The sequence below is a fragment of the Gordonia heveisoli genome, from assembly GCF_030315745.1.
Lineage (GTDB): Bacteria > Actinomycetota > Actinomycetes > Mycobacteriales > Mycobacteriaceae > Gordonia.
Window position 1 is genome coordinate 101,678 of the sequence record NZ_JASXSH010000001.1, and the last position, 21,256, is coordinate 122,933.

Below are 21,256 nucleotides of genomic sequence, written 5' to 3' on the forward strand. Positions count from 1 at the left end.
ACCGCCAATCCCCAACCTCGACAGAGCTTTACGTAGCCTCAGTAGCGAACCCATCGCGCGAATCGCACTGACGCTAAGGTTGGTCGGTGACCATGCGCGCTGACGATTTCGTCGACGAGTCCCTGCTACCGCATATCGATCAGGCACGCGCCTTCTACGCGACACGGCCCACAATGCGCGGACCGCAGAGCTTTGCGGAGTTGTTGGAAGTCCGGGCACAACGCGCAACTCGTATCGCCTCGCACGACCCCCATGCCGTGACCGGCATGGCCGAGGTGGATGGGCACGCGGTGCCTATCCGCATCCTGACGCCACGGGCCAACCGTCCACGCGGCGTCTACCTCGATCTCCACGGCGGCGGCTTCTACGTAGGCGCCGCAGCCGACGGCGATGATGGCGCGCGAGCGCTCGCCGAGGTACATCAACTCGTCGTGGTCGGCGTCGACTACCGGCTGGCTCCCGAACATCCGTGGCCGGCCGCGACTGAGGACTGCGCGACGGTCGCTCGATGGCTACTCGGCCATGCGCAGGCGCGCTTCGGCTGTTCCCGCATCGTGGTCGGCGGCTCCTCGGCCGGCGCGACCCTCGCGATGACCACCCTCCTCCGCCTACGCGCGCGAGGTCTCACGGCCCAGATCGCCGGGGCAGCACTTCAGTTCGGCACCTATGACCTCAGTGGCACCACCCCCGCGGGCCGTCTGATCGCGGATGAGTATTTTCTCCAGGCATATCTCGGCGACACCGAGGATCGGACCGTCGCCGACATCTCCCCGGTCTTCGCGGAACTGAGCGGACTGCCACCGACCCTCCTGTCCGTCGGTGCGGACGATGTCCTACTGCAGGACAACCTCGCGATGGCAGAGCGACTGGCCGAGGCAGGCAATGACGTGACGATGCGCGTCTATCCGGCGTCGCCTCATGGTTTCACCGGTCATCCGACGGCGATGGCTGCCGCGGCGCGCCAGCACATCGAGGCATGGATCGGTGCGCGCATCGGCGACTGAGTGTCGCCCACGCCGGATCAGTTCGACGATCCGGTTCCGAGAATTTCGATCAGCTTGCTGCCGATCTCCGGAATGAGACCCGGACCGGGATCGGGCAGATTCTGCGGCAGCGGTATCCCCGCTGTGCGGGTGGCCGGGATTCGTGCGGTCCTGGTCGCCTCCAGGCGAATCCCCGACTGACGCTCCTTCGGCAGTGGCGCGGCGTACTTCGACAGTTCGGTGGGTGTGGTCACCGTCTGCACCACCCGAAGGCCGGTGGCCGCGAAATCGGCTGCCGCGCGGCGGATGTGGTTGGGCGAGGTGACCAGGACGATGTCGCGGATGCCTCGGCCGGCGAGGATCGCGGCAGTGTTCTGCGCATTGGCCACCGTCGACCCCGACTTGTCCTCCACCAGGATCCGGCTGTCCGCGACGTCGTGTTCGACGAGCCACTTGCGCATCGCCGCGGCCTCGGTCACGCCCTTTTTCGGTGCCCCACCGGTGACGACGACCGGTGCCGCACTGGTCAACTCGGCCTGCGCGCGACCGGCCGTCACACGCCGGACCAGTTCGTTGGCCATCGTGCCGTTGCCGTTGAGCCCGTAACCGAGAACGACGATGGCGACGTTGCCCGACACCGCCTTCGGCGACACATCCGGTACGATCGCGGCCGCGTTCGCAACACCATCGACGATGTTGCGGGCCGTCGTCGCCAGTGCCGGATTCATCAACGACAGCCTGCGTAGCGCCGACCGACCGGTCGCCGCATCGCCGGCCTGATCCGCCCAGACCACCTGCAGGGCAAGGGCTTGCGCATCGGCCGGCGCCACGTCGATGGCCTTCTTGAGCGAGGCGAGGCCACCGGGTACGTCACCCGCCGCGAACTTCGCCTGCGCCTCGTTGTAGAGCGCCGTCGAATCGAGCGCATCGGCCGCGCGCACGACATCCGGTCCGGCGGAGGTCAGCGCAGGCATGGTGCCGATGACACCGCCGCCGATCGCCGCGGCGCCGATGGTCGCGGCCGCCATCCACTTGAATCGCCTCACACGAGCCACAGGAGTCACTTGCGTAACAGTAGATTGTAATGACAACACCTCGGCCGCCGTCCGATTTCAACTACGTAACGTCGATTCGGATAAGCAGATTCGAGTCGCCCTCAGTCGGTGGACCGATGGCCCACGATGGCGTCGGCGATGTACGTGGCGAGTTGTGCGTGCGAGACATACTTCGCCGGGGACAGCATGTCGGCATAGACGGCACTCACCATGAATTCGACCGCGGTCTTCGAATCCGGTCTCAGCGTGGTCTCCAGCGGCGAGTCCTCGACGTAACCGAGCGCGCGAGCGGTGACGATGTCGACGAGCGTGACACCGTCCCCGCGGCGGATGAGCCACGGCAGCAGGAGGGCGCCGTCGATCTTGAGCGCGGACTGTAGCGCGTCGTTGCCCGCCAGATGGTGTAGCACCTCACGGACCAGCATCACCACCGTCTCATGCGGGTCGTCGGAGAAGCGGAGCCGTTCCAGCACAACACGTTCGAGGGCATCGAGCTCGTCGGCCACCAGCGCGTCGATCAGGTGCTGCCGGGACGAGAACCGGCGGTAGATGGTGGCCCGGCTGATGCCGGCCTCCTGCGCAACCCGGGCCAGGGTCAGCGCGCCGACACCGACCTTGCGAATGACCGCACGAGCGGCTGCAGCCAAGTCTTCATCGCGCGCCATGGAGGACAGATTATCGCGAGCGGACAGTCACTTCGCAGTGAGGCTATTGAGACAATACTGCCTCTACTGTCTCAACTGTGCGACAGTAGGGCGATGAGCGTCGCAGAACAGTCAGCCTCGACCGTCGCAGATACCGGCGGCGCGTCACCCTGGGATTCACAGCCGGAGGAGTACGACTACACCGTCGACGACATCGAGGGCGCCGTCCCCGACGGCCTCCGCGGCGTCCTGTATCGCATCGGTCCAGGACGATTCCACGTCGGCGGCCATCCGATCGGGCACATCTTCGATGGTGACGGCATGGTGTCGCGGATTGAGTTCACCGACGATTCGGTGACCTTCCGCAATCGCTACGTCCGCACCCGGAGTTACCTGAAGGCCAACGACACCGGCTGTCCGCCACGTGGATTCGGCACCCAACGCGCGGGAGGAGCACTCGCCAACGCGCTCCGCTTCCCGGCGAACATGGCCAACACCAATGTGCTGGTCCACGCCGAGAAGCTCTACAGTCTCTGGGAGGGTGGCCGGCCGCATCGACTGGACGCGGCCACCCTGGCCACCGACGGACCCGAATCCTTCGGTGGCGCACTGAAACGACTCGGCGCGTTCTCCGCCCACCCGAAGACCGACCCGTCGACCGGCGACGTGTTCAACTTCGGTCTCGACTTCTTTCCCCGGCCGATGATCCGCTGCTACCGGCTCGACGCCCGGCGCACCCTGCACAGCGTCGCCACCTTCCCGCTCCCCCACCTCGGCTTCATCCACGATTTCGCGCTGACCACCGACCACATGGTGTTCGTCCTCGGACCGCTCGTCGTCCACCGCCCCATTCCGGTCGCACTGGGGCTCAGGCCCTTTGACGATGCACTCACCTACCGCCCGGAGCTCGGCACGCGGATAGTCCTCGTCCCGCGCGATGGTCGTCCGCCGGTGACGCTGGAATACGACGCGCTGTTCCACTTCCACGTCACCAACGCCTACGAGCGCCCCGCGGACCGCGAGACCGTGGTCGAGATCGTCAAACACGATCCGAGCCGCGGCTGGCCGGCATGGAACAGGCATCTGCACGATTACCGGGACAATGCGGGTCCGGCCTTCGGCGGCACCCTGACACGGCTACGGATCAACACCCGCACCGGACGGATCACCGAGGAACCACTCAACGATCGCGGGTGCGAGTTCCCGCAACTCGATCCCCGGCACGCCACCCGCGGACACGCGGTCACGTATCTCGCGGAGGCGTCCCGACCCGGCGGTGATCCGGATTCGATCGCCACCGTCGACCATCGCAGCGGCCGCATCAACCGCTACGTCGCGGCCGAAGGAGATACGATCTGCGAACCGCTGTTCGCGCCGGATCCGGAATCCGTCGACGAAGGTCGGGGCTGGTTGCTGTCCATCGAACACCAGTCACACCGGGCACGCTCACGGGTGATCGTGCTGCGCGCCGACGATCCGGCCGCCGGTCCGGTCGCGGTGGCGAACCTGCGCCACCATGTGCCGATGACCTTCCACGGCGCCTTCGCATCTCGCTGACCGCCACCACCCCGACGACGACTGCGGACCCCAACGACGACTGCGGGCCGCCGACCATGACGGTCGGCGGCCCGAGTTGTCGTTACCCGTGTGTTCCGCGACTACAACGCCTTGAGTTCCTCGACGACGGCGTCGACGGACTTCTTCGCATCACCGAACAGCATCGAGGTGGTATCACCGAAGAACAACGGGTTCTCGATGCCTGCGTAACCCGACGACATCGACCGCTTCAGCACGATCACCGAACGCGCCTCGTCGACGTTGAGGATCGGCATACCGTGAATCGGCGAGGACGGATCGTTACGCGCGGCCGGATTCGTGACGTCGTTGGCGCCGATCACGATGGCGACATCGGTCCGGCTGAACTCGCCGTTGATGTCATCCATCTCCTTCATCGCGTCATATGGCACATCCGCCTCGGCCAGCAGCACGTTCATATGGCCGGGCATACGACCGGCGACCGGGTGAATCGCGTACTTGACCTCGACACCCTTGTCCTCCAGCAACGAGGCCATCTCCTTGACCACATGCTGGGCCTGCGCCACGGCCAACCCGTATCCGGGCACCACGATCACCTGGTTGGCGTACGCCATCTGGATCGCGGCGTCGGCGGCCGAGGTGGCCTTCACCGTGCCGCCGGCACCGCCGGGTCCACCGGCCGCGACGTCATCGCCGCCACCGAAGGAACCGAATACGATCGCCGGAATCGACCGGTTCATCGCCTTGGCCATCAGGTTGGTCAGGATCGAGCCCGACGCACCCACGATCATGCCGGCCACGATCATGGCCTGATTGTTGAGCGCCAGACCGGCCGCCGCCGCAGACAGACCCGTGAGAGCGTTCAGCAGCGAGATGACCACCGGCATATCCGCGCCGCCGATCGGGAACACCACGAACAAGCCCATCAGACCTGCGATCACCAGCAACGCCACAATCGCCCACCACGGCGTGGCCTCGGTCGAGTCGGCGTTGAGTCCGATGTAGACCGCGATCGCGACCGCCGCGATCGCCAGGATGATGTTGGCCAGCTGGAACAGCTTGGCCGCCTTGACGAACGCCTTCTCCAGGTTCTTGTTCAGCAGTTCCTGCAGCTTGGCGAACGCCACCAGCGAACCCCAGAACGACACCGAACCGACGATCGCCGCGAACAGCGACCCGACGATCACATGCACATCGGGCTGCTCGTGCAGCGCGGTGAACCCGTCGGACTCGATGTACTCCGCCCACGCGATCAGCGCGACCGTGCCACCACCGACACCGTTGAACAACGCCACCAGCTGAGGCATCGCGGTCATCTTGGTCTTCAGGGCCGGCGGGATACCCAGCACGACACCGATGAGCAGACCGGCCGCGATCAGCACCCAGTTGATGGTCGGAACGCCATCGGCGTCCGGCGGGTTGTTGTACACCGACAGCAGCGTCGCCACGATCGCCAACCCCATACCGGCGGCCGCGATCCAGTTGCCCCGCACCGCGGTCTTGGGCCCGGTCAGACCCATCAGACCGTAGATGAACAGCGAGAACGCCACGATGTAGAGCACAGTGACGCCGTAACCGAGCGCCTCGGACTCCTGCCCCGACGAGGTCAGGGCCAGATTGAGCACAGCGCCGTTCACTTCACGGCCTCCTTCTTACCCTTGAACATGCCGAGCATGCGATCGGTGACCGCGAAACCACCCACGACGTTGAGCGTTCCGAAGATCAACGCGATGAACCCGATGATCCGCACACCCCAGGACGCGTCCGAGGGCAGCGAACCCAGCACCACCAGCGCACCGAGCACGACGATGCCGTGGATGGCATTCGTCCCCGACATCAGCGGGGTGTGCAAGGTGTTGGGAACCTTGGAAATGACCGCGAAACCCACGAACCCGGCCAGCACCAGGATCGCCACATTCGCCAACAGACCCGTATACATCAGGCTCCACCTTCCTCACCGGCACGCTGGTCGTCCACGCTGCGCGTGACGCAGGCAGCGGCGATCACCTCATCGTCGAAGTCGGGGATGATCTCCCCGTTCTCGCCGAGCATCAACTCGATCAGCGCATACAGGTTCTTCGCGTACAGCTCGCTGGAATGCTCCGGCATCGTGGCCGGCAGGTTCAGCGGCGAGGTGACCGTCACGTCGTGGACGACGATGGTCTGCCCCGGCTCGGTCAACTCACAGTTGCCGCCCGTCTCACCGGCCAGGTCGACAACCACACTGCCCGGCTTCATACCCTCGACCGCGGCCGCGGTCACCAGACGCGGCGCCGGACGCCCCGGCACCAACGCGGTCGTGATGACCACATCGAAACCCTTGATGGCCTCTTCCAGCGCCTGCTGCTGCTGCGCGCGCTCGGCATCGGTGAGCTCACGTGCGTACCCACCCTCACCGGCAGCGTCGATACCCAGATCCAGCCACTGCGCGCCGACCGAACGCACCTGCTCGGCAACCTCGGGCCGAACGTCGTAACCGGTCGTCCGCGCACCGAGCCGCTTCGCGGTCGCCAGCGCCTGCAACCCGGCCACACCGACACCGAGCACCAGCACCGTCGCCGGCTTCACCGTGCCCGCCGCAGTCGTCAGCATCGGGAAGAACCGCGTCGACAGATCCGCAGCCACGACGACCGACTTGTAGCCAGAGACGTTGCCCTGGGAACTCAGCGCATCCATCACCTGAGCACGCGAAATACGGGGAATGGCCTCTACCGCGAACGCCTCGACACCGGCATCGGCCAACGCGCCGATCTTGTTGTCGGCATTACGCGGGGCAAGGAAACCGATCAGCTTCTGCCCGCGGCGCAGCTTCGCGATCTCCTCATCCGACGGCGGCGCGACACGCAGCACCACATCCGCGGCATAGGGATCACCGATCGTCGCACCCGCTTCGGTGTATGCCCGATCGGGGATCAACGCCCCCAAACCGGCACCCGACTCGACCGTGACGGCCACGCCCTTGCCAACAAGTGTGGCGACCACCTTCGGCACGAGCGCAACACGCCGCTCACCCGGGGCCGCCTCACGCACGACACCCACACTCATTTTTCTCACCTTGTCCTGGTTGCAGCACGGCCCGCGTCACCTGGCCGGGGAGGCCGGGGTTCACGGGCCGCGTCACGCCGCGCCGGGCAGCAGTTTGTCGCCCGGGTCACAAAAACGTCCGACGAACATAGCATGACCTCAGAAGCCATAACCGACCCTGTCGGGTTGGTCACGTTTCCCTTGACCCCTAGGAAATCATCAGATTGGACAGTTGTCCAGTCAGTTGTCCAATCGGCTGGGTCAGTCGCTGTCCGACGAGTCGCCCCCGTCACCATCGCTGCCATCTCCACCGTCGGCGTCGGTGTCGGCACCCGATCCGGCGCGGTGACCGGTACCGGCATCAGCATCCGCCGGGCCAGGGTTCGATTCGGTGGGGTTGGTTTCGGTGGGGTTGCTTTCGGTGGGGTTGCTTTCGGTGGGGTTTGCGTCGGTGGGGTCCGAGTCGAGGGCGCGTTCGGAGTCGGCGCCGTCCCCGGATTCGGATTCGACGTCAGGCTCGGCCTCAGCGTCGGGCGAGTCGGCCGGGTCTGTTTCGGTGGCGCCGCCGCCATCAGATGCGGCCGGATCGGGCGGCGTCGCTTCGGCGACCGGTGTCGAACGGCCGGCGATAACCGCGACACCCGGCCCTGGTTCGGTGGCCGGGATCGAGTCGTCTGGGGTGTGTTCGTCGGCCATCGATGCGCGGGTATCGGAGTCGACGTCGGGGTCGGTGACCGGTACCCGCGCACCGAATACCGCGTAGAGCGCCACCTGAAGTTCACGCGGCGTCGGAACCGGATGCCCGGCGATCGTCGCCTGCTCCCCCGGCATCGGCACCGGAATGAGGGCGTCGACGATATCGTCCACCTCCTCGGGAACCGGAATCCCCAGGTCCCGCAACATCATTCCCCACGGGTTGCCGCCGTCGTACACGACGTAGTGGGTGCTGCCGTCATCCCATTCGCGCACGATCTCGTATTCGTTGATCTGGTCGTTGAGGCTGCCGTGCAAGTAGAAACCGGGGAGTAGATAGAAGATCGTCGCGACCGGGTGGACCAGCGGATTGCCGATGCCACAAGCGGAGTCACCGCGCACACAGTACGAATAGACCTGAATGCCATCCAGATCGGCCGCATCACGATCCCCGTTTGTGTAGAGCCCGGGGACGAAGCTCGGGAGGACGTTCTCCACCCCGGTATTCGGGAAGCGGGAGTCGGCACCGATCACCACGACGATTCGGTCGAGTGGGACGTTGCCCCGGTCCTTGATCATCAGCGCCGCGTTCATCGCGACCGGGGCGCTCTGCGAGTACCCGTTGATCACGATCTTCTGGTCCGGTTTCGTCGGGTCGTAGGCCGCCTCGACCGCGGCCACAGCCTTGCGCGTGCCGATGTCCACCGAATCGTTGTAGGTCCCCTCCCCGACGAGGTCGACGGGGAACCGCCCGATCCGAAAACCGAAGGCACCGGGGTAGTCGACGATCCGGATCGCCGGCCGGTCAGCGGGGTCGGTGCCGAACAGCCCGATGTCGCGCGTCCGGCCGAGTTGGTCGGCGCCGTCGTAGTCGGTCGTCCCGGGGATCAGGATCACCACATCGCCGTCGGCGTTGTGCAGGGGGAGCATCCACACCGGCGTCGCGGATACCGGCACCGATGACGCCGCGCTTGCCGCTACGCTCGGCGTCGCGATGACACCACCGTCGGCAGCGACCGCCCGGGCCGGTGTACTCGGCGCGACGAACAGTGCGCCGGCCAACGCCATCGCAGCGATCAGGACCAGACGACGCATGGGATACCACCTTCGACGCATACGGTCGTCGGCGGCCGGAGGGACCGACGGCTCGACGATGACGACATCATCGCCGGTCGCGGGCCACGCGGGCAGGGCGAACCGGCCGTTTTCGTCCGTTCAGGTGATCGTGTAGCTACGGCCGTCGAGGCCGGTCGCGCCGTCGGGCGCGGGCGCGGCGATGTCCTCGACCTGAGCGTGCCCGGCCTTGTCGATGGCTCGGCATTCCACGGTGTGGTCGCCCTTCGTCGCCGGCCAGACGTACCGCCATTGCCGCCAGGTGTCGTCGCTGTAGTCGACGGCCAGTTCGGCCTGCTGCCATGGGCCCTCATCGATACGAACCTCGACGCGCGCGATCCCGGTGTGCTGCGCCCACGCACTCCCGGCGACGACGACGTCCCCCGCCCGACGACTAGACCCGTTCCCCGGCCGATCGATCCGCGAGGCCAGCTTGATCGGCCCCAGTGCCGACCATCCGCGGGAGGTCCAGTAGGCCGACGACTCGCTGAACCGGGTGATCTCCCAATCGACAACCCATTTCGTCGCCGACACATAGCCGTAGAGACCCGGGATCACCTGACGGATCGGATATCCGTGCTCGATGGGCAGCGGTTCGCCGTTCATCCCGATCGCGAGCATGGCGTCCCGGCCGTCGATGATCGTCGACACCGGGGTACCGCAGGTCCAGCCGTCCGCACTGGTCGACAGGAGCATGTCGGCCCCGGGGCGAACCCCAGCCCGATCGAGCAAGACCTTCATCGGCACGCCGAGCCAGCGCGCGTTGCCGATCAGATCGCCACCGACCTCGTTGGACACACAGGTCAGCGTGACCAATCGTTCGACCATCGGCATGGCGACGAGTTCGTCCCACGTGACGGTGATCTCCTCGTCGACCATGCCGTGAATGCGCAGCGACCAGTCGCCGGTCGTCAGCTTCGGAACCTGGAGTGCGGTGTCGATGCGATAGAAGTCGGCGTTCGAGGTGACGAAGGAACTCGCGCCGTCGGCCGCGAGGTCGACACCCGGCGGGATCGGGGGCGCGGGCCGGGCCGGACGGGGCAGGACGAGGTGCGCACGATCGGCGAGAGTGCGCGAGGTGTCGGCGAGCAGACGCCGACCGATGCCGCCCAGCACCGCGGCGGCCGCCACCACGCCGCCGGCCGCCAGGACGAAGCGGCGCGGCACCACCACGCGGTGATCTTCGGGAGCCGGGTCGGACTCGACGTCGCCGTCCGGCCGGGTATCGCGCTCGTCCCTGGTGCGATCCGCGTGGGGAACGGGAAGCATCCCGACGAGCGTCTGCAGAACGACGATGCCGACGATGCCCGCGATCACCGACGGCACCGCGTAGGTCCATACCGCGGTCGGCCGGTTCAGTGCGGCGACCGCACCGACGACCGCGAATCCCCCGATCACCACCGACCCGGCCGGCGGACGACGCCACTGCGCCAGACCACTACCGACCGCGAGGAGGACGATCGCCACCCCCATACCGATGAACAGCGCGGCCTTGTCGTTGGTCCCGAACGTGGTGATGGCCCACTCCCGCACCCCATCCGGGGTCCGGTCCACGACCGCCGACCCGACCGCGAAATACGGCGACGCGTCGGGAGACACGGCGACCGCCGCCAGTTCCCCCGCGGCCAGCGCCGACCCCACCGCGATCACTCCGGCCGCACCCGCACACGCCGCGCGGATGGCGGTCGGTCCGGAGGTCTTCATCACTCCTTGATACGCCGAAATCCCTGGCCGTAGCCGTTCGCGCCGCGGATTCCGCCGAATGTCGGACACCGTCGGGGCCGGTCCCTCGTGACCCTGCTTCGACAACCGCCCGGGACGGGTGGGTACGTTCCGGCCCGAGCCGTCAGCTCGGCTGCGCGACCTTCGCGGCGGCGTGACGCCCGGCCCGGCGACCGAAGTACGACCCTTCGCCCAGCTGCACGCCACTCGCGTAGCCCTTGCAGTCCTGGGCGAGGTTCGCCGCACATGCACCCGCCGCGTACAGGCCCTCGATCACCGTGCCCGATTCGTTTCGTACCTGGGCGTCGACCGTGGTGGACAGTCCGCCCATGGTGAAGCCCGCGTAGATTGCCTTGCCCAGCGAAAGGTCATAGGCCGCCCACGGCCCGGTGTCCTGGGCCTGGAGGTAGTCGGTCGACTTGTGGAAGTCGGGATCCTCGCCGCGAGCAGCATTCTCGTTGTATCGGGCCAGTGTGGCGACCAGCTTGCCCTCGGGGATACCGAGGTCGCGCTCCATCTCCTCGATGGTTTCCCAGCCGTCGATCAGCGGCACCAGGTAGTTGCGTTCCGGACTCATATGGGCTTCGTCGACGATCAGATAGGCCGACGAATCCGTCTGCTCCAGAACGAATCCCGACGTGCGGGCATGGTAGGAGTCCTCGGTGACGAACCGCTCACCCTCCTTGTTCACGATCACGCCGGTGACCATGCTGGCCGGCGGGTAGATCGGGGCGGTGATGAATGCCTCGTTCATATGCTTGAGTTCACCGCCCACCGACCGGCCCATCCGCAGACCCAGTCCGTCGTCGTAGGTGTTGCCCAGCACGAACGGCTTCTCCGCCAGATGCGGCGTGTTCTCGGCGACCATCTCGGGATTCATCACGAAGCCACCGGCGGCGAGAATCACCGAGCGCGCCTTGATGACCCCCTCCTCACCGGGTCGCTTCCACACCACACCGGCGATGTTGCCGTCCGCATCGACGACGAGTTGGCGGGCTCCGGTGTCGTAGCGGACCTCGGCGCCGAGTTCGGCGAGCCGTTTCTCCAGCTTCTCGATCACCAGCGCGGCACCACCGGTATCGCCGGGAACGGGGACCTTGTGTCCACGAGGGGCGGGCGTGGCGATGTCCTTGAACGGCCACACCTTCTCGTTGCCGGTGAACATCAGGCATTCGGTGCCCGGGGAGATCACCGCCTTCTCGCCGTAGTAGCTGCGCTCGAACTGGAAGCCGAGAGCCTCGATCCAGTTGAAATGCTCGACGCTGTCGGCGCAGTAGGCGTGGATCTTCTCCGGTTCGGGATCCACCGACGTCGCCGTCAGATACTTCTCCATCTCCTCGACGCTGTCGGTGAAACCGGTCGCGGTCTGCACCGCCGTCCCACCACCCAGGTAGAAGAACCCGCCGGAGAGCGACGTCGTCCCGCCCGCGGCGGCCGCACGCTCGATGAGCAGGACTTTCGCGCCATGCGCGGCGGCCTCCGCGGCGGCGCATCCGCCCGCGATTCCGAAGCCGACGACGACCACGTCGACCTCGTCGGAGAATTCGGACACGGAATCGAGCGAGACGGTATCCGGGATGTCGGTACTGGGTGCCATAGGCCTCACGATAGCGAAAAACTAGAACGTGTTCTAGACATCTGTCCGACTTGCCTGCCGACCAGGGCCGATTGCACCGATCGGCCACCGTGGCTTCGATGCACGACGAGCTCGCTCCGCCCGCCGGCTACTCCTCAACCCGCCGCGGTCGAGGAGAAGCGGCGCAGCCGGAGGCTGTTGCCGACGACGAAGACCGACGACAACGCCATCGCCGCTCCCGCGATCATCGGGTTGAGCATGCCGGCAGCCGCGAGCGGGATCGCCGCGACGTTGTAGCCGAAGGCCCAGAACAGATTCCCGCGAATCGTGCCCAGCGTCCTACGCGCCAGCCGGATCGCGTCGCCGACCACGCGCAGGTCGCCACTGACGACGGTCAGGTCACTCGCCGCGATCGCCACATCGGTACCGGTGCCCATCGCCAGACCCAGATCGGCCTGCGCCAACGCAGCTGCGTCGTTGATGCCGTCGCCAACCATGGCGACCGAATGACCCTGCGCCTGCAGATCTTTGATGGTCTGCAACTTGGCCTCCGGGCTGACGCCCGCGGTCACGTCGTCGATACCGACCTGAGCCGCGACGTAGTGGGCGGCGCCTTCGTTATCACCGGTCAGCAACCTGGGCGTGAGACCCAACCGACGGAACTCGGCGATCGCCGATGCCGAGGACGGTTTGATCCGGTCGCCGACCACCAGCACTCCCACCGGGTCGTCGTCGACGGTGACGACGACAGCGGTGCCGCCCCGGTCCTGCGCGATCGCGACCTCCTCGGCGAGCTGCCCGGGCAGGTCGGTGTCGGCATGTGCGGGTGCGATCACGCGGACCCGACGCCCGAGCACCGAACCCGACACCCCGACGCCGCGCATCGCGGTGAAGTCGACGACGTCCGGTAGCACGCCTTCTCCGTCACGATCTGAAGCATCTTGGGCCGCACGAACGATCGCGGCACCGACGGGGTGCTCGGAGGCGCTCTCCACCGCTGCGGCCAGACGCAGGATCTCGTCGTCGCGGTGACCGTCGGCCGCATGGACCGCGGTGAGCGTCATGTCGCCGGTGGTGACCGTACCGGTCTTGTCCAGCACGATGACGTCTACACGACGTGTGGTCTCGAGGACTTCGGGACCCTTGAGCAGGATGCCCAGCTGCGCACCGCGACCGGTGCCGACCATCAGCGCGGTCGGCGTGGCCAGTCCGAGAGCACAGGGGCAGGCGATGATGAGTACTGCGACCGCCGCGGTGAACGCGAAGGTCACATCACCGCCGTCCATGCCGTTGCCCGCCGCCACACCCAGCCAGAAACCCAGAGTGGCAACCGATATCGCGATGACCACGGGAACGAAGAAGGACGAGATGCGGTCGGCCAGACGCTGCACGTCGGCCTTGCCCTCCTGCGCGGCCGTCACCATCGCGGCCATCTGCGCGAGGGTGGTGTCCGAGCCGACCGCCGTCGCCCGGACGATCAGGCGACCACTGGTGTTGACCGTCGCGCCGACGACCGGATCACCCGCCGTCACCTCGACCGGGACCGATTCACCCGACACCATCGAGGCATCCACCGCCGACGCACCGTCGACGACGACACCATCGGTGGCGATCTTCTCGCCGGGACGTACGACGAACTCGTCACCGACCACCAATTGGTCTATGGGAATCCGGATTTCGGCGCCGGCACGTCGGACCGCGACATCTTTGGCACCGAGATCCATCAGCGCCCGCAACGCATCGCCCGCGCGACGCTTGGACCTCTTCTCGAAGTAGCGTCCGGCCAGCAGGAAAGTGGTGACCCCGGCCGCCGCCTCCAGGTAGATCTGCGCGGATCCGTCCGCCCGCTGCGGGAGCAGATCGAACCCGTGCGTCATGCCGGTCTCGCCCGCACTGCCGAAGAACAAGGCGTAGAGCGACCAGCCGAATGCCGCGAGCGTCCCCACCGACACGAGGGTGTCCATGGTGGTGGCCCCGTGTCGGAGGTTGATCGCGGCCGCGCGATGGAACGGATACGCACCCCACACCACCACGGGCGCCGCGAGGGTCAGCGACAGCCACTGCCAGTTGTCGAACTGCAGGGCCGGGATCATCGCCATCGCGATCACCGGCACAGTCAGTACGGCGGAGACGATCAGCCGCTGCCGAAGCGCATCGAGTTCCCGGTCGGCCGTGGATTGTCCTGCCTGACTTCCGGATTCGGTTCCGCCCGCCCGATCGTCGGGACCCCCGATCGGGGTGGCGTCGTAGCCGGCGGCCCGGACCACCTCGATCAGATCCTCGGCTCCGATACCGAAGGGCGCCTGTACGTGCGCACGTTCAGTGGCATAGTTGACCGACGCCGTCACACCGTCGAGTTTGTTGAGCTTGCGCTCGATGCGATTGGCGCAGGAGGCGCAGGTCATCCCATCGATGTCGAGGTCGACCGCAATCTGTTCGGTCGTCATGTGCTCACCCTTCATGGTGGTCATGCGATGTCTCGGACACCGGGGCGGGCACGTCGGTGGTGTGTGACATCTCCGGATGTGGCGCCGGTTCGGTGTCCGGCCCCCCCGCATATCCGGCCCCGAACGCGATGCCGAAAGCCGCGACCAGCACGACGAGATAGCCGGCTGCCATTTTCATGTCGGGTCCTTACACCAGCCGATAGCCGGCCTCGGTCACCGCGGCGGCGACCTGCGCCCGATCGATTTCGCGATCGCTGGTGATCTCGACGGCGCCGGTGTCCACGGAGACCGCGACGTCGGTCACGCCCGTGATCTCCTCGATCTCCTCACGGACGGATGCGGCGCAGTGTCCGCAGGTCATCCCGGTGACGGTGTAGGTTGCGACGGTCATATGAATTCCCTTCCCGGATGCTTCGACAACCGTTGGTTGCCATCGGCTTTGGTTGTCGATCAGGATTTGACGAGTCGTTCGATCGCGGCCATCGCCTCGTCGATCTTGGCCTGTCCGGCGGCGTCGCTCTCCTGCGCAGCGTGCATCACGCAGTGCTGCATATGTTCGGACAGCAGTCCCAGCCCGACGGCTTGCAAGGCCTTGGTCATGGCCGAGACCTGAGTGAGGATGTCGATGCAGTACGACTCCTCCTCCACCATGCGTTGGAGCCCCCGCGCCTGCCCTTCGATACGACGCAGCCGTCGCAAGTAGTCGTCCTTGCGGCCGATGTAGCCGTGGTTGTGGTGCTCCATAGCCCCGCCTTTCATACCCCCTACTGGTATACACCCCGAAGTCCTGAAACGCTACCCCCCTAGGGTATAAGACGAGTAGTGACCTGGAGCGACGGTTCGTCCCCCACTTTTGCGTTCTTCCTCCGGGTGCAACCGGGGGAAGAACGGAACGTCGGGGAAGAAGAGTCGTCCCCTACTTTCGGTCGGCTAGTTTCGGCCGACGGAGTGCGTCAGCCGCCAACTATCAGGACCACACAGGCCGATCAGCGTTCACGCAGAATCGCGGCGATCCGGGCCACCACCGCGGCCAGGTCGTCGAGTGCTGCCGCGATCCGCGCATCACGCTCGGGGTCGTGCCCGAGCGGCGGTACCACAGGCGATGCCGACTCCTGGGGCGCCGCCGCCGCAACAGGTTCGGCGGCAATCGCATCAGCAGCAACAGGTTCGGCAGCAGTCGACCCCGACGCATCCGGACGTCGACGGCGTCCCTGGTAGTCGGCTTCGAGCGCGGGGCCAGTCTCCGGCGAGCGGTGACCGCCACGACGCTGGTCCGCCGGCGGTTGCACCGGCCCCGACTGATCCGGTGCCGCGTGATGCCCTCCGGCGACAACCTGCGGATCCGCATGCTGAGGCTCAGGGCGATGCTGGGGCTCGGGGCGTTGCTGGAACTCGGGACGTTGTTGGGGACCGGTGGGTGGACGGCCGGGGTTCGACCCGGGCTGATTCACCCCAGGCTGATTCGATCCCGGCTGATTCGGCACGCCGCCCAGTCCGGTCGGATACGGGCCGGTGCCCGTCGGTGGTCGATTCGGAAGTGACGGCTGACTCTGGGGCGGCTGACTCGGGGGCGGCGGGCCGGCGGGCGGAGCAGGCCGAGGCGGCTGCGCAAGTAGCCCACTCGCCGCGGAATTCGGCGCCGACATCGCCGGTGCGTGACCGTTCGTCCGCGCATAGAAGTGCAGACCGCCATGGCCGGCGAAGAACAGGCAGCGGGCGCCCTCACCCGAGACCACCGGGCAGGGATTGCGTTCGATCAGCGACTGAGCTTGCAGGTCGACGTCGTTCCACTCCAGCCAGAGTCGACGGTCGTGGCGGGGATGCGCGCTGGCATCGGTGGCATGGTTGCCGCCATGGCCCAGTGCCAGCCGGCACTGCAATAGCCAGGCAGCGTCGTCGGGGAGCCCGAGTGCGACGCGCTCAGCCGGCCGACACACCACCGTCGACCAACATCCTTCGCCGCTCATCAGATGACTCCTCCCACGAAGATTCCCGGCGTCAGTCTACGAAGCCGAACGCCACGTTTCCACCCGCAAACCCGACAGCGCGTCACAGTTCTCCGGCGCGCGGGGTCGACACGCCGGAACCGGCCCTATCCACCGGGTCCGATCACCACCGGCGATTGCTCGGCGACCACGCCGTCCACGAGCCGGAACATCCGCGACGTGCCGATCGTATCGGTGTGCGGATGGTCGGTCCGATTATGCGATCCGCGCGACTCGGCGCGGGCCGTCGCCGCCGCGACCACCGCGGTGGCCGTCAGCGTGAGCGATGCATCCTCGACCGCGACGCCGTCGGCGATCACCGTCAGCGGTGCGCCCGCGATCTCCTCGGCGACCTGTCGCAGCCCGGCCGCGTTCCGGCGCAATCCCACGAACCGCGACATCAGATCCTGGAGCCGGGTCCGCGGTAATACCGTCGCCGGGAGTTCCGCCGCGGGTGCGAGGTCGGCGACCGGTTCCGCGCGCCGCAGACATGCCGTCCGAGCCGCGCGCCTGCCCATGACCAGACCTTCGAGCAGACTGTTCGAGGCCAACCGGTTGGCACCGTGCAGTCCCGTACGTGCAACCTCACCCGCGGCGAGCAGACCCGGCACCGACGTCCGCGCGTCCTCGTCGGTGACGACACCGCCGCACAGGTAATGGGCACCCGGCACCACCGGGATCCGGCCATCACCGATCTCCACCCCGGCGGCCGCGATCCCCGCGCCGACGGTCGGGAATCGCCGCGCGAAGTCGTCGACCGCACCGACGTCGAGATAGACGCACGGATGGCCGGTGCGTTCGATCGCCGTCTCGACCGCGTTCGCCACCACATCGCGGGGCGCCAGATCCCCCATCGGATGCACTCCCGCCGTCACCGACGCGCCGTCGACGTCGACGAGCCTGCCACCCTCGCCGCGGACCGCCTCCGAGATCAGCGTGCGCCGACCACGCACACCGGGCGTGAAGAGCATCGTCGGGTGGAACTGGATGAACTCGAGGTCGGCGACCACCGCACCCGCGCGCAGCGCCAGCGCAATGCCGTCGGCACTGGCCCCCGCCGGATTCGTCGTCGCCGCATACAGCTGTCCTGCACCGCCGGTGGCCAACAGCACCGACGGCGCGAACACCGCGTGGCGCCGCCCGGCACTCAGGTAGGTGACGCCGACGCAGACCCCGCCGTCGAGGATCACCGATGTCACCGTCGCGTCGTCGCGGCAGTCGATCGTCGAGGTGGCGCCGGCCGCGCGCGACAGCGAACGCTGAATGGCGGCACCGGTCGCGTCGCCGCCGGAGTGCACGATCCGCCGGACCGAATGCCCGCCTTCACGGGTCCGCAGCAGGTCACCGTCGGCTCCGCGATCGAAGTGGGTGCCGAGATCGATCAGCTCGGCCACCGCGGGCCAACCGTCGGCGAGAATCGGCCGGGCGGCGACCGGATCGGTCAGCCCACCGCCGGCGGCCACCGTGTCGGACAGGTGCAGGTCCACCGAGTCCTCGACAACCCCGGGCAGCACCGCGGCGACTCCGCCCTGCGCATAGAAGGTGGCCGTCGACTGTTCGGCACGATCGAAATCCCAACGCGGACCCTTGTTCAGCACCACCACCGACAAGCCGCGTTCAGCCGCCGCCAATGCGGCGGTGAATCCCGCGACGCCGGCGCCGACCACCACGAAGTCAGCCCGGGTGACCGTGCCGTCGGAGTTGTCCGATGTCATCTCGCCCACCTCTCCACCGAGACCCGCTGACGGATCACGACTCGGGAATCACGACGCTCGGCACAACGCCGACGACGCGTTTTCGATTCCCAGTCGAAAACCCTACCTCCCCGGAGCCCCACACACGAGAGGCGATTGCTTGCGGCCCGGAAGTGGCTCAGGCCAACGTCGCCGCGTCGATGACGAAGCGGTAGCGGACGTCGCTGGCGACGACCCGGTCGTACGCGTCGTTGATCGCGTCGGCGGCGATGACCTCGATCTCGCTGCCGATGCCGTGTTCAGCGCAGAAGTCGAGCATCTCCTGGGTCTGCGCGATCCCGCCGATCATCGAGCCTGCGAAGCTCCGACGATTGGCCACCAGCGCGAACGCAGGCACCTCGATCGGGTGTTCGGGCAGGCCCAGCTCGACGAGCGTGCCATCGATCGCGAGCAGACCGAGGTACTGCTTCAGGTCGAGATTCGCCGACACCGTGTTGAGGATCAGGTCGAACTCGTTGCGCAGCGCCTTGAAGGTGTCCGGGTCGCTGGTGGCGTAGTAGTGGTCGGCACCCAGGCGCAGGCCGTCCTCCATCTTCTTCAGCGACTGGGACAGGACGGTGACCTCCGCACCCATCGCGTGGGCCAACTTCACCCCCATATGTCCGAGCCCGCCGAGACCGATGATCGCGACCTTCTTACCTGGGCCGGTGTTCCAGTGACGCAACGGCGAATACAAGGTGATGCCTGCGCACAGCAGTGGTGCGGCGACGTCGAGGTCGATCCCCTCGGGAATCGCGCACACATAATTCTCGTCGACGACGATCGTCTGGCTGTAGCCACCGTGGGTCGGCAGTCCGTCGCGGCCGATCGCGTTGTAGGTGCCGGTGTTCCCGGCCACGCAGTACTGTTCCTCCCCCTGCAGGCACGGCTCGCATTCGCGGCACGAATCCACGAAACAACCCACGCCCACCCGATCGCCGACCACGTACCGAGTGACCTCCGGACCGATCGCCGACACCGTGCCCGCGATCTCGTGACCGGGTACGACCGGGAAGTTCGTCCGCCCCCACTCGCCGCGCGCGGTATGGATGTCGGAGTGGCAGATCCCGGCGAAGGCGATGTCGATGACGACGTCGTGCGGCCCCGGATCCCGGCGTTCGATGGTGGCCGGGGACAGCGGCGCGTCGGCCGCGGTGGCGATATAGGCGTGCACCGTGTTGGGCATGGGTCCTCCGTGACTTGCGTCATGACTGGTTGGCGTCGGATCTGATCGAACTCGGCCACCGGATCGTCGGCGAACCGACGACCGGCCGACTTCACCAGCCAATCACACCAGCCGGTACCGGCGCCCGATCGCCTAGACTGGCTCGCGGTGACGATCCACAGTTCGGTCGACGACGGCCGGCGGGCACGGCTTGCGCCGGTGTCCCCGTTCGACGAGATCACCCGCTTCGGGATGACCGGGGCCCACGCGGCAGCGGGCGTCGGCCGATACCTGCTGCACACCGTCACCGACGCCTTCGATGGTCGGGGTCCCAGCAAACAGCGCGCCGCGCACGAGGTGCGAACCACCTTCGAACATCTCGGCCCGACCTACGTGAAACTGGGGCAACTGATCGCGTCGAGTCCCGGCGTGTTCACCGAAACCCTGTCCGGCGAGTTCGAATCGTTGCTCGACCGGGTGTCTCCGGCGGACGAAACCGCCATCCGCGAGGTGTTCACCACCGAACTCGGCCGTCCGCCCGAGCAGGTATTCGCCACCTTCGATCCGGTACCGATCGCGTCGGCTTCGATCGCCCAGGTCCACACCGCAACGCTCGCCGACGGCACCCGGGTCGTCGTCAAGATCCAACGCCCCGGCATCGCCGAACGCCTGGCCCCCGATGTCGCCATCCTGGAACGTCTGGCCGGCCTCGCCGAGATCTCCGAGTACGGCCGGATGCTCAGCGCGCGGCACGTCGTCGAGGATTTCGCGTCCGGACTCGACGGCGAACTCGACTTCCGCACCGAGGCCGACGCCATGGCCGAGTGGTACGACTGTCTGCGCGACGGCCCGTTCGGCAGCCGTGTCCGGGTGCCCAGGGTCCACACCGACTACACCACCGCCCGCGTGCTGACCATGGAACGTATCGACGCCATCCGCATCGACGACGCCGACGCGGTCCGTGCGGCCGGACACGACGGGGTGGCGCTGTGCCGCAATCTGCTGCTGTCGCTGCTGGAATCGGCGTTCCACGGCGGCTTGTTCCACGGTGACCTCCATGCGGGCAACGTTCTCGTCGACGATCAGGGCAGGCTGGTGCTGCTCGACTTCGGGATCGTCGGACGATTCACCCCGCGCACCCGCCGCATCCTCCGCCAGCTGGTCGTCGACCTCATCGTCCGCAACGACTACGAGGCCGCGGGCCGCGGCATCTTCCTCCTCGGCGCGGTACACAACCCGGGATCGAGCGCGGCCGGTGGCGCCGACATCAAGAAGGTCACCGCACCGCTGTCGTCGACCGAGATGGCGGCGATGTCCTACACCGATCTGGGCCGCCAGCTCGCTGCCGTCGCGAAGGCCCACGACGCGCGGCTCCCCCGCGAGCTGGTGTTGGTCGGCAAACAGCTGCTCTACGTCGAGAAGTACATGAAGTTACTGGCCCCCCGCTGGAAGGCGATGTCGGATCCGGAGATCTACGGCTATATGGCAGGCATTCTCAAGGAGGCCGAACGCGACCGTCGGCGGGCACCCTGAATCCTCCGACCGCGCCGCCAACCTGAGCTACACCTGTCGATGTCGCA

Annotated in this window: 18 protein-coding genes; 3 read left to right on the plus strand and 15 right to left on the minus strand. The window is 67.1% G+C overall.

The features are described 5' to 3' along the window. Positions 1–86 precede the first annotated feature (86 nt). A complete protein-coding gene (locus QSJ18_RS00435; RefSeq protein ID WP_462475951.1) occupies positions 87–1,004 on the plus strand; it encodes an alpha/beta hydrolase in 918 nt (305 codons plus the stop codon). A gap of 17 nt (positions 1,005–1,021) precedes the next feature. Here the strand turns inward: QSJ18_RS00435 and QSJ18_RS00440 are convergent, their stop codons facing one another. Continuing rightward, positions 1,022–2,011 (minus strand): YdcF family protein, encoded by a 990-nt coding sequence (locus tag QSJ18_RS00440; protein WP_286324451.1) that lies wholly within the window; start codon positions 2,009–2,011, stop codon positions 1,022–1,024. 128 nt (positions 2,012–2,139) lie between these two features. Then, positions 2,140–2,703: a TetR/AcrR family transcriptional regulator gene (locus QSJ18_RS00445; protein ID WP_286324200.1), complete on the minus strand. Its 564-nt coding sequence runs from the start codon at positions 2,701–2,703 to the stop codon at positions 2,140–2,142. A gap of 93 nt (positions 2,704–2,796) precedes the next feature. On the opposite strand from QSJ18_RS00445, the gene QSJ18_RS00450 reads away from it, so the two are divergent. Next, the gene (locus tag QSJ18_RS00450; protein WP_286324202.1) at positions 2,797–4,239 is read left to right on the plus strand and encodes a carotenoid oxygenase family protein; all 1,443 of its coding nucleotides are present in this window, start codon (positions 2,797–2,799) and stop codon (positions 4,237–4,239) included. Between the two features lie 101 nt (positions 4,240–4,340). On the opposite strand, the gene QSJ18_RS00455 is transcribed toward QSJ18_RS00450, so the two are convergent. The 13 genes from QSJ18_RS00455 to QSJ18_RS00515 all read right to left on the minus strand — a co-directional run bounded on the left by QSJ18_RS00455 (position 4,341) and on the right by QSJ18_RS00515 (position 19,697). Next, positions 4,341–5,855, minus strand: coding sequence for an NAD(P)(+) transhydrogenase (Re/Si-specific) subunit beta (locus QSJ18_RS00455; RefSeq protein WP_286324203.1), 1,515 nt, complete (start codon positions 5,853–5,855; stop codon positions 4,341–4,343). Next, positions 5,852–6,157, minus strand: coding sequence for an NAD(P) transhydrogenase subunit alpha part 2 (locus tag QSJ18_RS00460; protein WP_286324204.1), 306 nt, complete (start codon positions 6,155–6,157; stop codon positions 5,852–5,854). The genes QSJ18_RS00455 and QSJ18_RS00460 overlap by 4 nt, the downstream gene beginning before the upstream one ends. Further along, positions 6,157–7,263, minus strand: coding sequence for a Re/Si-specific NAD(P)(+) transhydrogenase subunit alpha (locus tag QSJ18_RS00465; RefSeq protein WP_286324205.1), 1,107 nt, complete (start codon positions 7,261–7,263; stop codon positions 6,157–6,159). The genes QSJ18_RS00460 and QSJ18_RS00465 overlap by 1 nt, the downstream gene beginning before the upstream one ends. A 240-nt stretch (positions 7,264–7,503) precedes the next feature. Beyond that, complete coding sequence (locus tag QSJ18_RS00470) at positions 7,504–9,030, minus strand: cutinase family protein (RefSeq protein WP_286324207.1); 1,527 nt, start codon at positions 9,028–9,030, stop codon at positions 7,504–7,506. Positions 9,031–9,150: 120 nt separating this feature from the next. After that, a complete protein-coding gene (locus QSJ18_RS00475; protein ID WP_286324209.1) occupies positions 9,151–10,752 on the minus strand; it encodes a molybdopterin-dependent oxidoreductase in 1,602 nt (533 codons plus the stop codon). Positions 10,753–10,894: 142 nt separating this feature from the next. Next, positions 10,895–12,367, minus strand: a complete 1,473-nt coding sequence (locus tag QSJ18_RS00480; RefSeq protein ID WP_286324210.1) for an FAD-binding protein — start codon at positions 12,365–12,367, stop codon at positions 10,895–10,897. Positions 12,368–12,501: 134 nt separating this feature from the next. Further along, positions 12,502–14,793, minus strand: a complete 2,292-nt coding sequence (locus QSJ18_RS00485; RefSeq protein ID WP_286324212.1) for a heavy metal translocating P-type ATPase — start codon at positions 14,791–14,793, stop codon at positions 12,502–12,504. A gap of 4 nt (positions 14,794–14,797) precedes the next feature. Next, positions 14,798–14,971 carry a hypothetical protein gene (locus QSJ18_RS00490; protein WP_286324213.1) on the minus strand — a complete coding sequence of 58 codons (174 nt, stop codon included), beginning with the start codon at positions 14,969–14,971 and terminating at the stop codon, positions 14,798–14,800. Between the two features lie 9 nt (positions 14,972–14,980). After that, positions 14,981–15,184 (minus strand): heavy-metal-associated domain-containing protein, encoded by a 204-nt coding sequence (locus tag QSJ18_RS00495; RefSeq protein ID WP_286324214.1) that lies wholly within the window; start codon positions 15,182–15,184, stop codon positions 14,981–14,983. Positions 15,185–15,243: 59 nt separating this feature from the next. Beyond that, complete coding sequence (locus QSJ18_RS00500) at positions 15,244–15,537, minus strand: metal-sensitive transcriptional regulator (RefSeq protein WP_286324215.1); 294 nt, start codon at positions 15,535–15,537, stop codon at positions 15,244–15,246. Positions 15,538–15,779: 242 nt separating this feature from the next. Continuing rightward, positions 15,780–16,760 (minus strand): hypothetical protein, encoded by a 981-nt coding sequence (locus tag QSJ18_RS00505; RefSeq protein ID WP_286324216.1) that lies wholly within the window; start codon positions 16,758–16,760, stop codon positions 15,780–15,782. Between the two features lie 125 nt (positions 16,761–16,885). Then, positions 16,886–18,493: an L-aspartate oxidase gene (gene nadB / locus QSJ18_RS00510; protein WP_286324217.1), complete on the minus strand. Its 1,608-nt coding sequence runs from the start codon at positions 18,491–18,493 to the stop codon at positions 16,886–16,888. A 157-nt stretch (positions 18,494–18,650) separates the two neighbouring features. Further along, positions 18,651–19,697, minus strand: a complete 1,047-nt coding sequence (locus tag QSJ18_RS00515; RefSeq protein ID WP_286324218.1) for an NAD(P)-dependent alcohol dehydrogenase — start codon at positions 19,695–19,697, stop codon at positions 18,651–18,653. Between the two features lie 147 nt (positions 19,698–19,844). Between QSJ18_RS00515 and QSJ18_RS00520 the strand changes: the two genes are divergently transcribed. Continuing rightward, positions 19,845–21,209 carry an ABC1 kinase family protein gene (locus tag QSJ18_RS00520; RefSeq protein WP_286324219.1) on the plus strand — a complete coding sequence of 455 codons (1,365 nt, stop codon included), beginning with the start codon at positions 19,845–19,847 and terminating at the stop codon, positions 21,207–21,209. Positions 21,210–21,256 lie beyond the last annotated feature (47 nt).

What these genes read in the sequence shown, in the direction of transcription:
- QSJ18_RS00485 (WP_286324212.1), bottom strand. Translation starts at nt 14,793, where the DNA reads ATGACGACCGAACAGATTGCGGTCGACCTCGACATCGATGGGATGACC.
- QSJ18_RS00505 (WP_286324216.1), bottom strand. Translation starts at nt 16,760, where the DNA reads ATGAGCGGCGAAGGATGTTGGTCGACGGTGGTGTGTCGGCCGGCTGAG.
- QSJ18_RS00515 (WP_286324218.1), bottom strand. Translation starts at nt 19,697, where the DNA reads ATGCCCAACACGGTGCACGCCTATATCGCCACCGCGGCCGACGCGCCG.
- nadB (WP_286324217.1), bottom strand. Translation starts at nt 18,493, where the DNA reads ATGACATCGGACAACTCCGACGGCACGGTCACCCGGGCTGACTTCGTG.
- QSJ18_RS00450 (WP_286324202.1), top strand. Translation starts at nt 2,797, where the DNA reads ATGAGCGTCGCAGAACAGTCAGCCTCGACCGTCGCAGATACCGGCGGC.
- QSJ18_RS00445 (WP_286324200.1), bottom strand. Translation starts at nt 2,703, where the DNA reads ATGGCGCGCGATGAAGACTTGGCTGCAGCCGCTCGTGCGGTCATTCGC.
- QSJ18_RS00500 (WP_286324215.1), bottom strand. Translation starts at nt 15,537, where the DNA reads ATGGAGCACCACAACCACGGCTACATCGGCCGCAAGGACGACTACTTG.
- QSJ18_RS00495 (WP_286324214.1), bottom strand. Translation starts at nt 15,184, where the DNA reads ATGACCGTCGCAACCTACACCGTCACCGGGATGACCTGCGGACACTGC.
- QSJ18_RS00465 (WP_286324205.1), bottom strand. Translation starts at nt 7,263, where the DNA reads ATGAGTGTGGGTGTCGTGCGTGAGGCGGCCCCGGGTGAGCGGCGTGTT.
- QSJ18_RS00475 (WP_286324209.1), bottom strand. Translation starts at nt 10,752, where the DNA reads ATGAAGACCTCCGGACCGACCGCCATCCGCGCGGCGTGTGCGGGTGCG.
- QSJ18_RS00490 (WP_286324213.1), bottom strand. Translation starts at nt 14,971, where the DNA reads ATGAAAATGGCAGCCGGCTATCTCGTCGTGCTGGTCGCGGCTTTCGGC.
- QSJ18_RS00440 (WP_286324451.1), bottom strand. Translation starts at nt 2,011, where the DNA reads ATGGCGGCCGCGACCATCGGCGCCGCGGCGATCGGCGGCGGTGTCATC.
- QSJ18_RS00470 (WP_286324207.1), bottom strand. Translation starts at nt 9,030, where the DNA reads ATGCGTCGTCTGGTCCTGATCGCTGCGATGGCGTTGGCCGGCGCACTG.
- QSJ18_RS00480 (WP_286324210.1), bottom strand. Translation starts at nt 12,367, where the DNA reads ATGGCACCCAGTACCGACATCCCGGATACCGTCTCGCTCGATTCCGTG.
- QSJ18_RS00460 (WP_286324204.1), bottom strand. Translation starts at nt 6,157, where the DNA reads ATGTATACGGGTCTGTTGGCGAATGTGGCGATCCTGGTGCTGGCCGGG.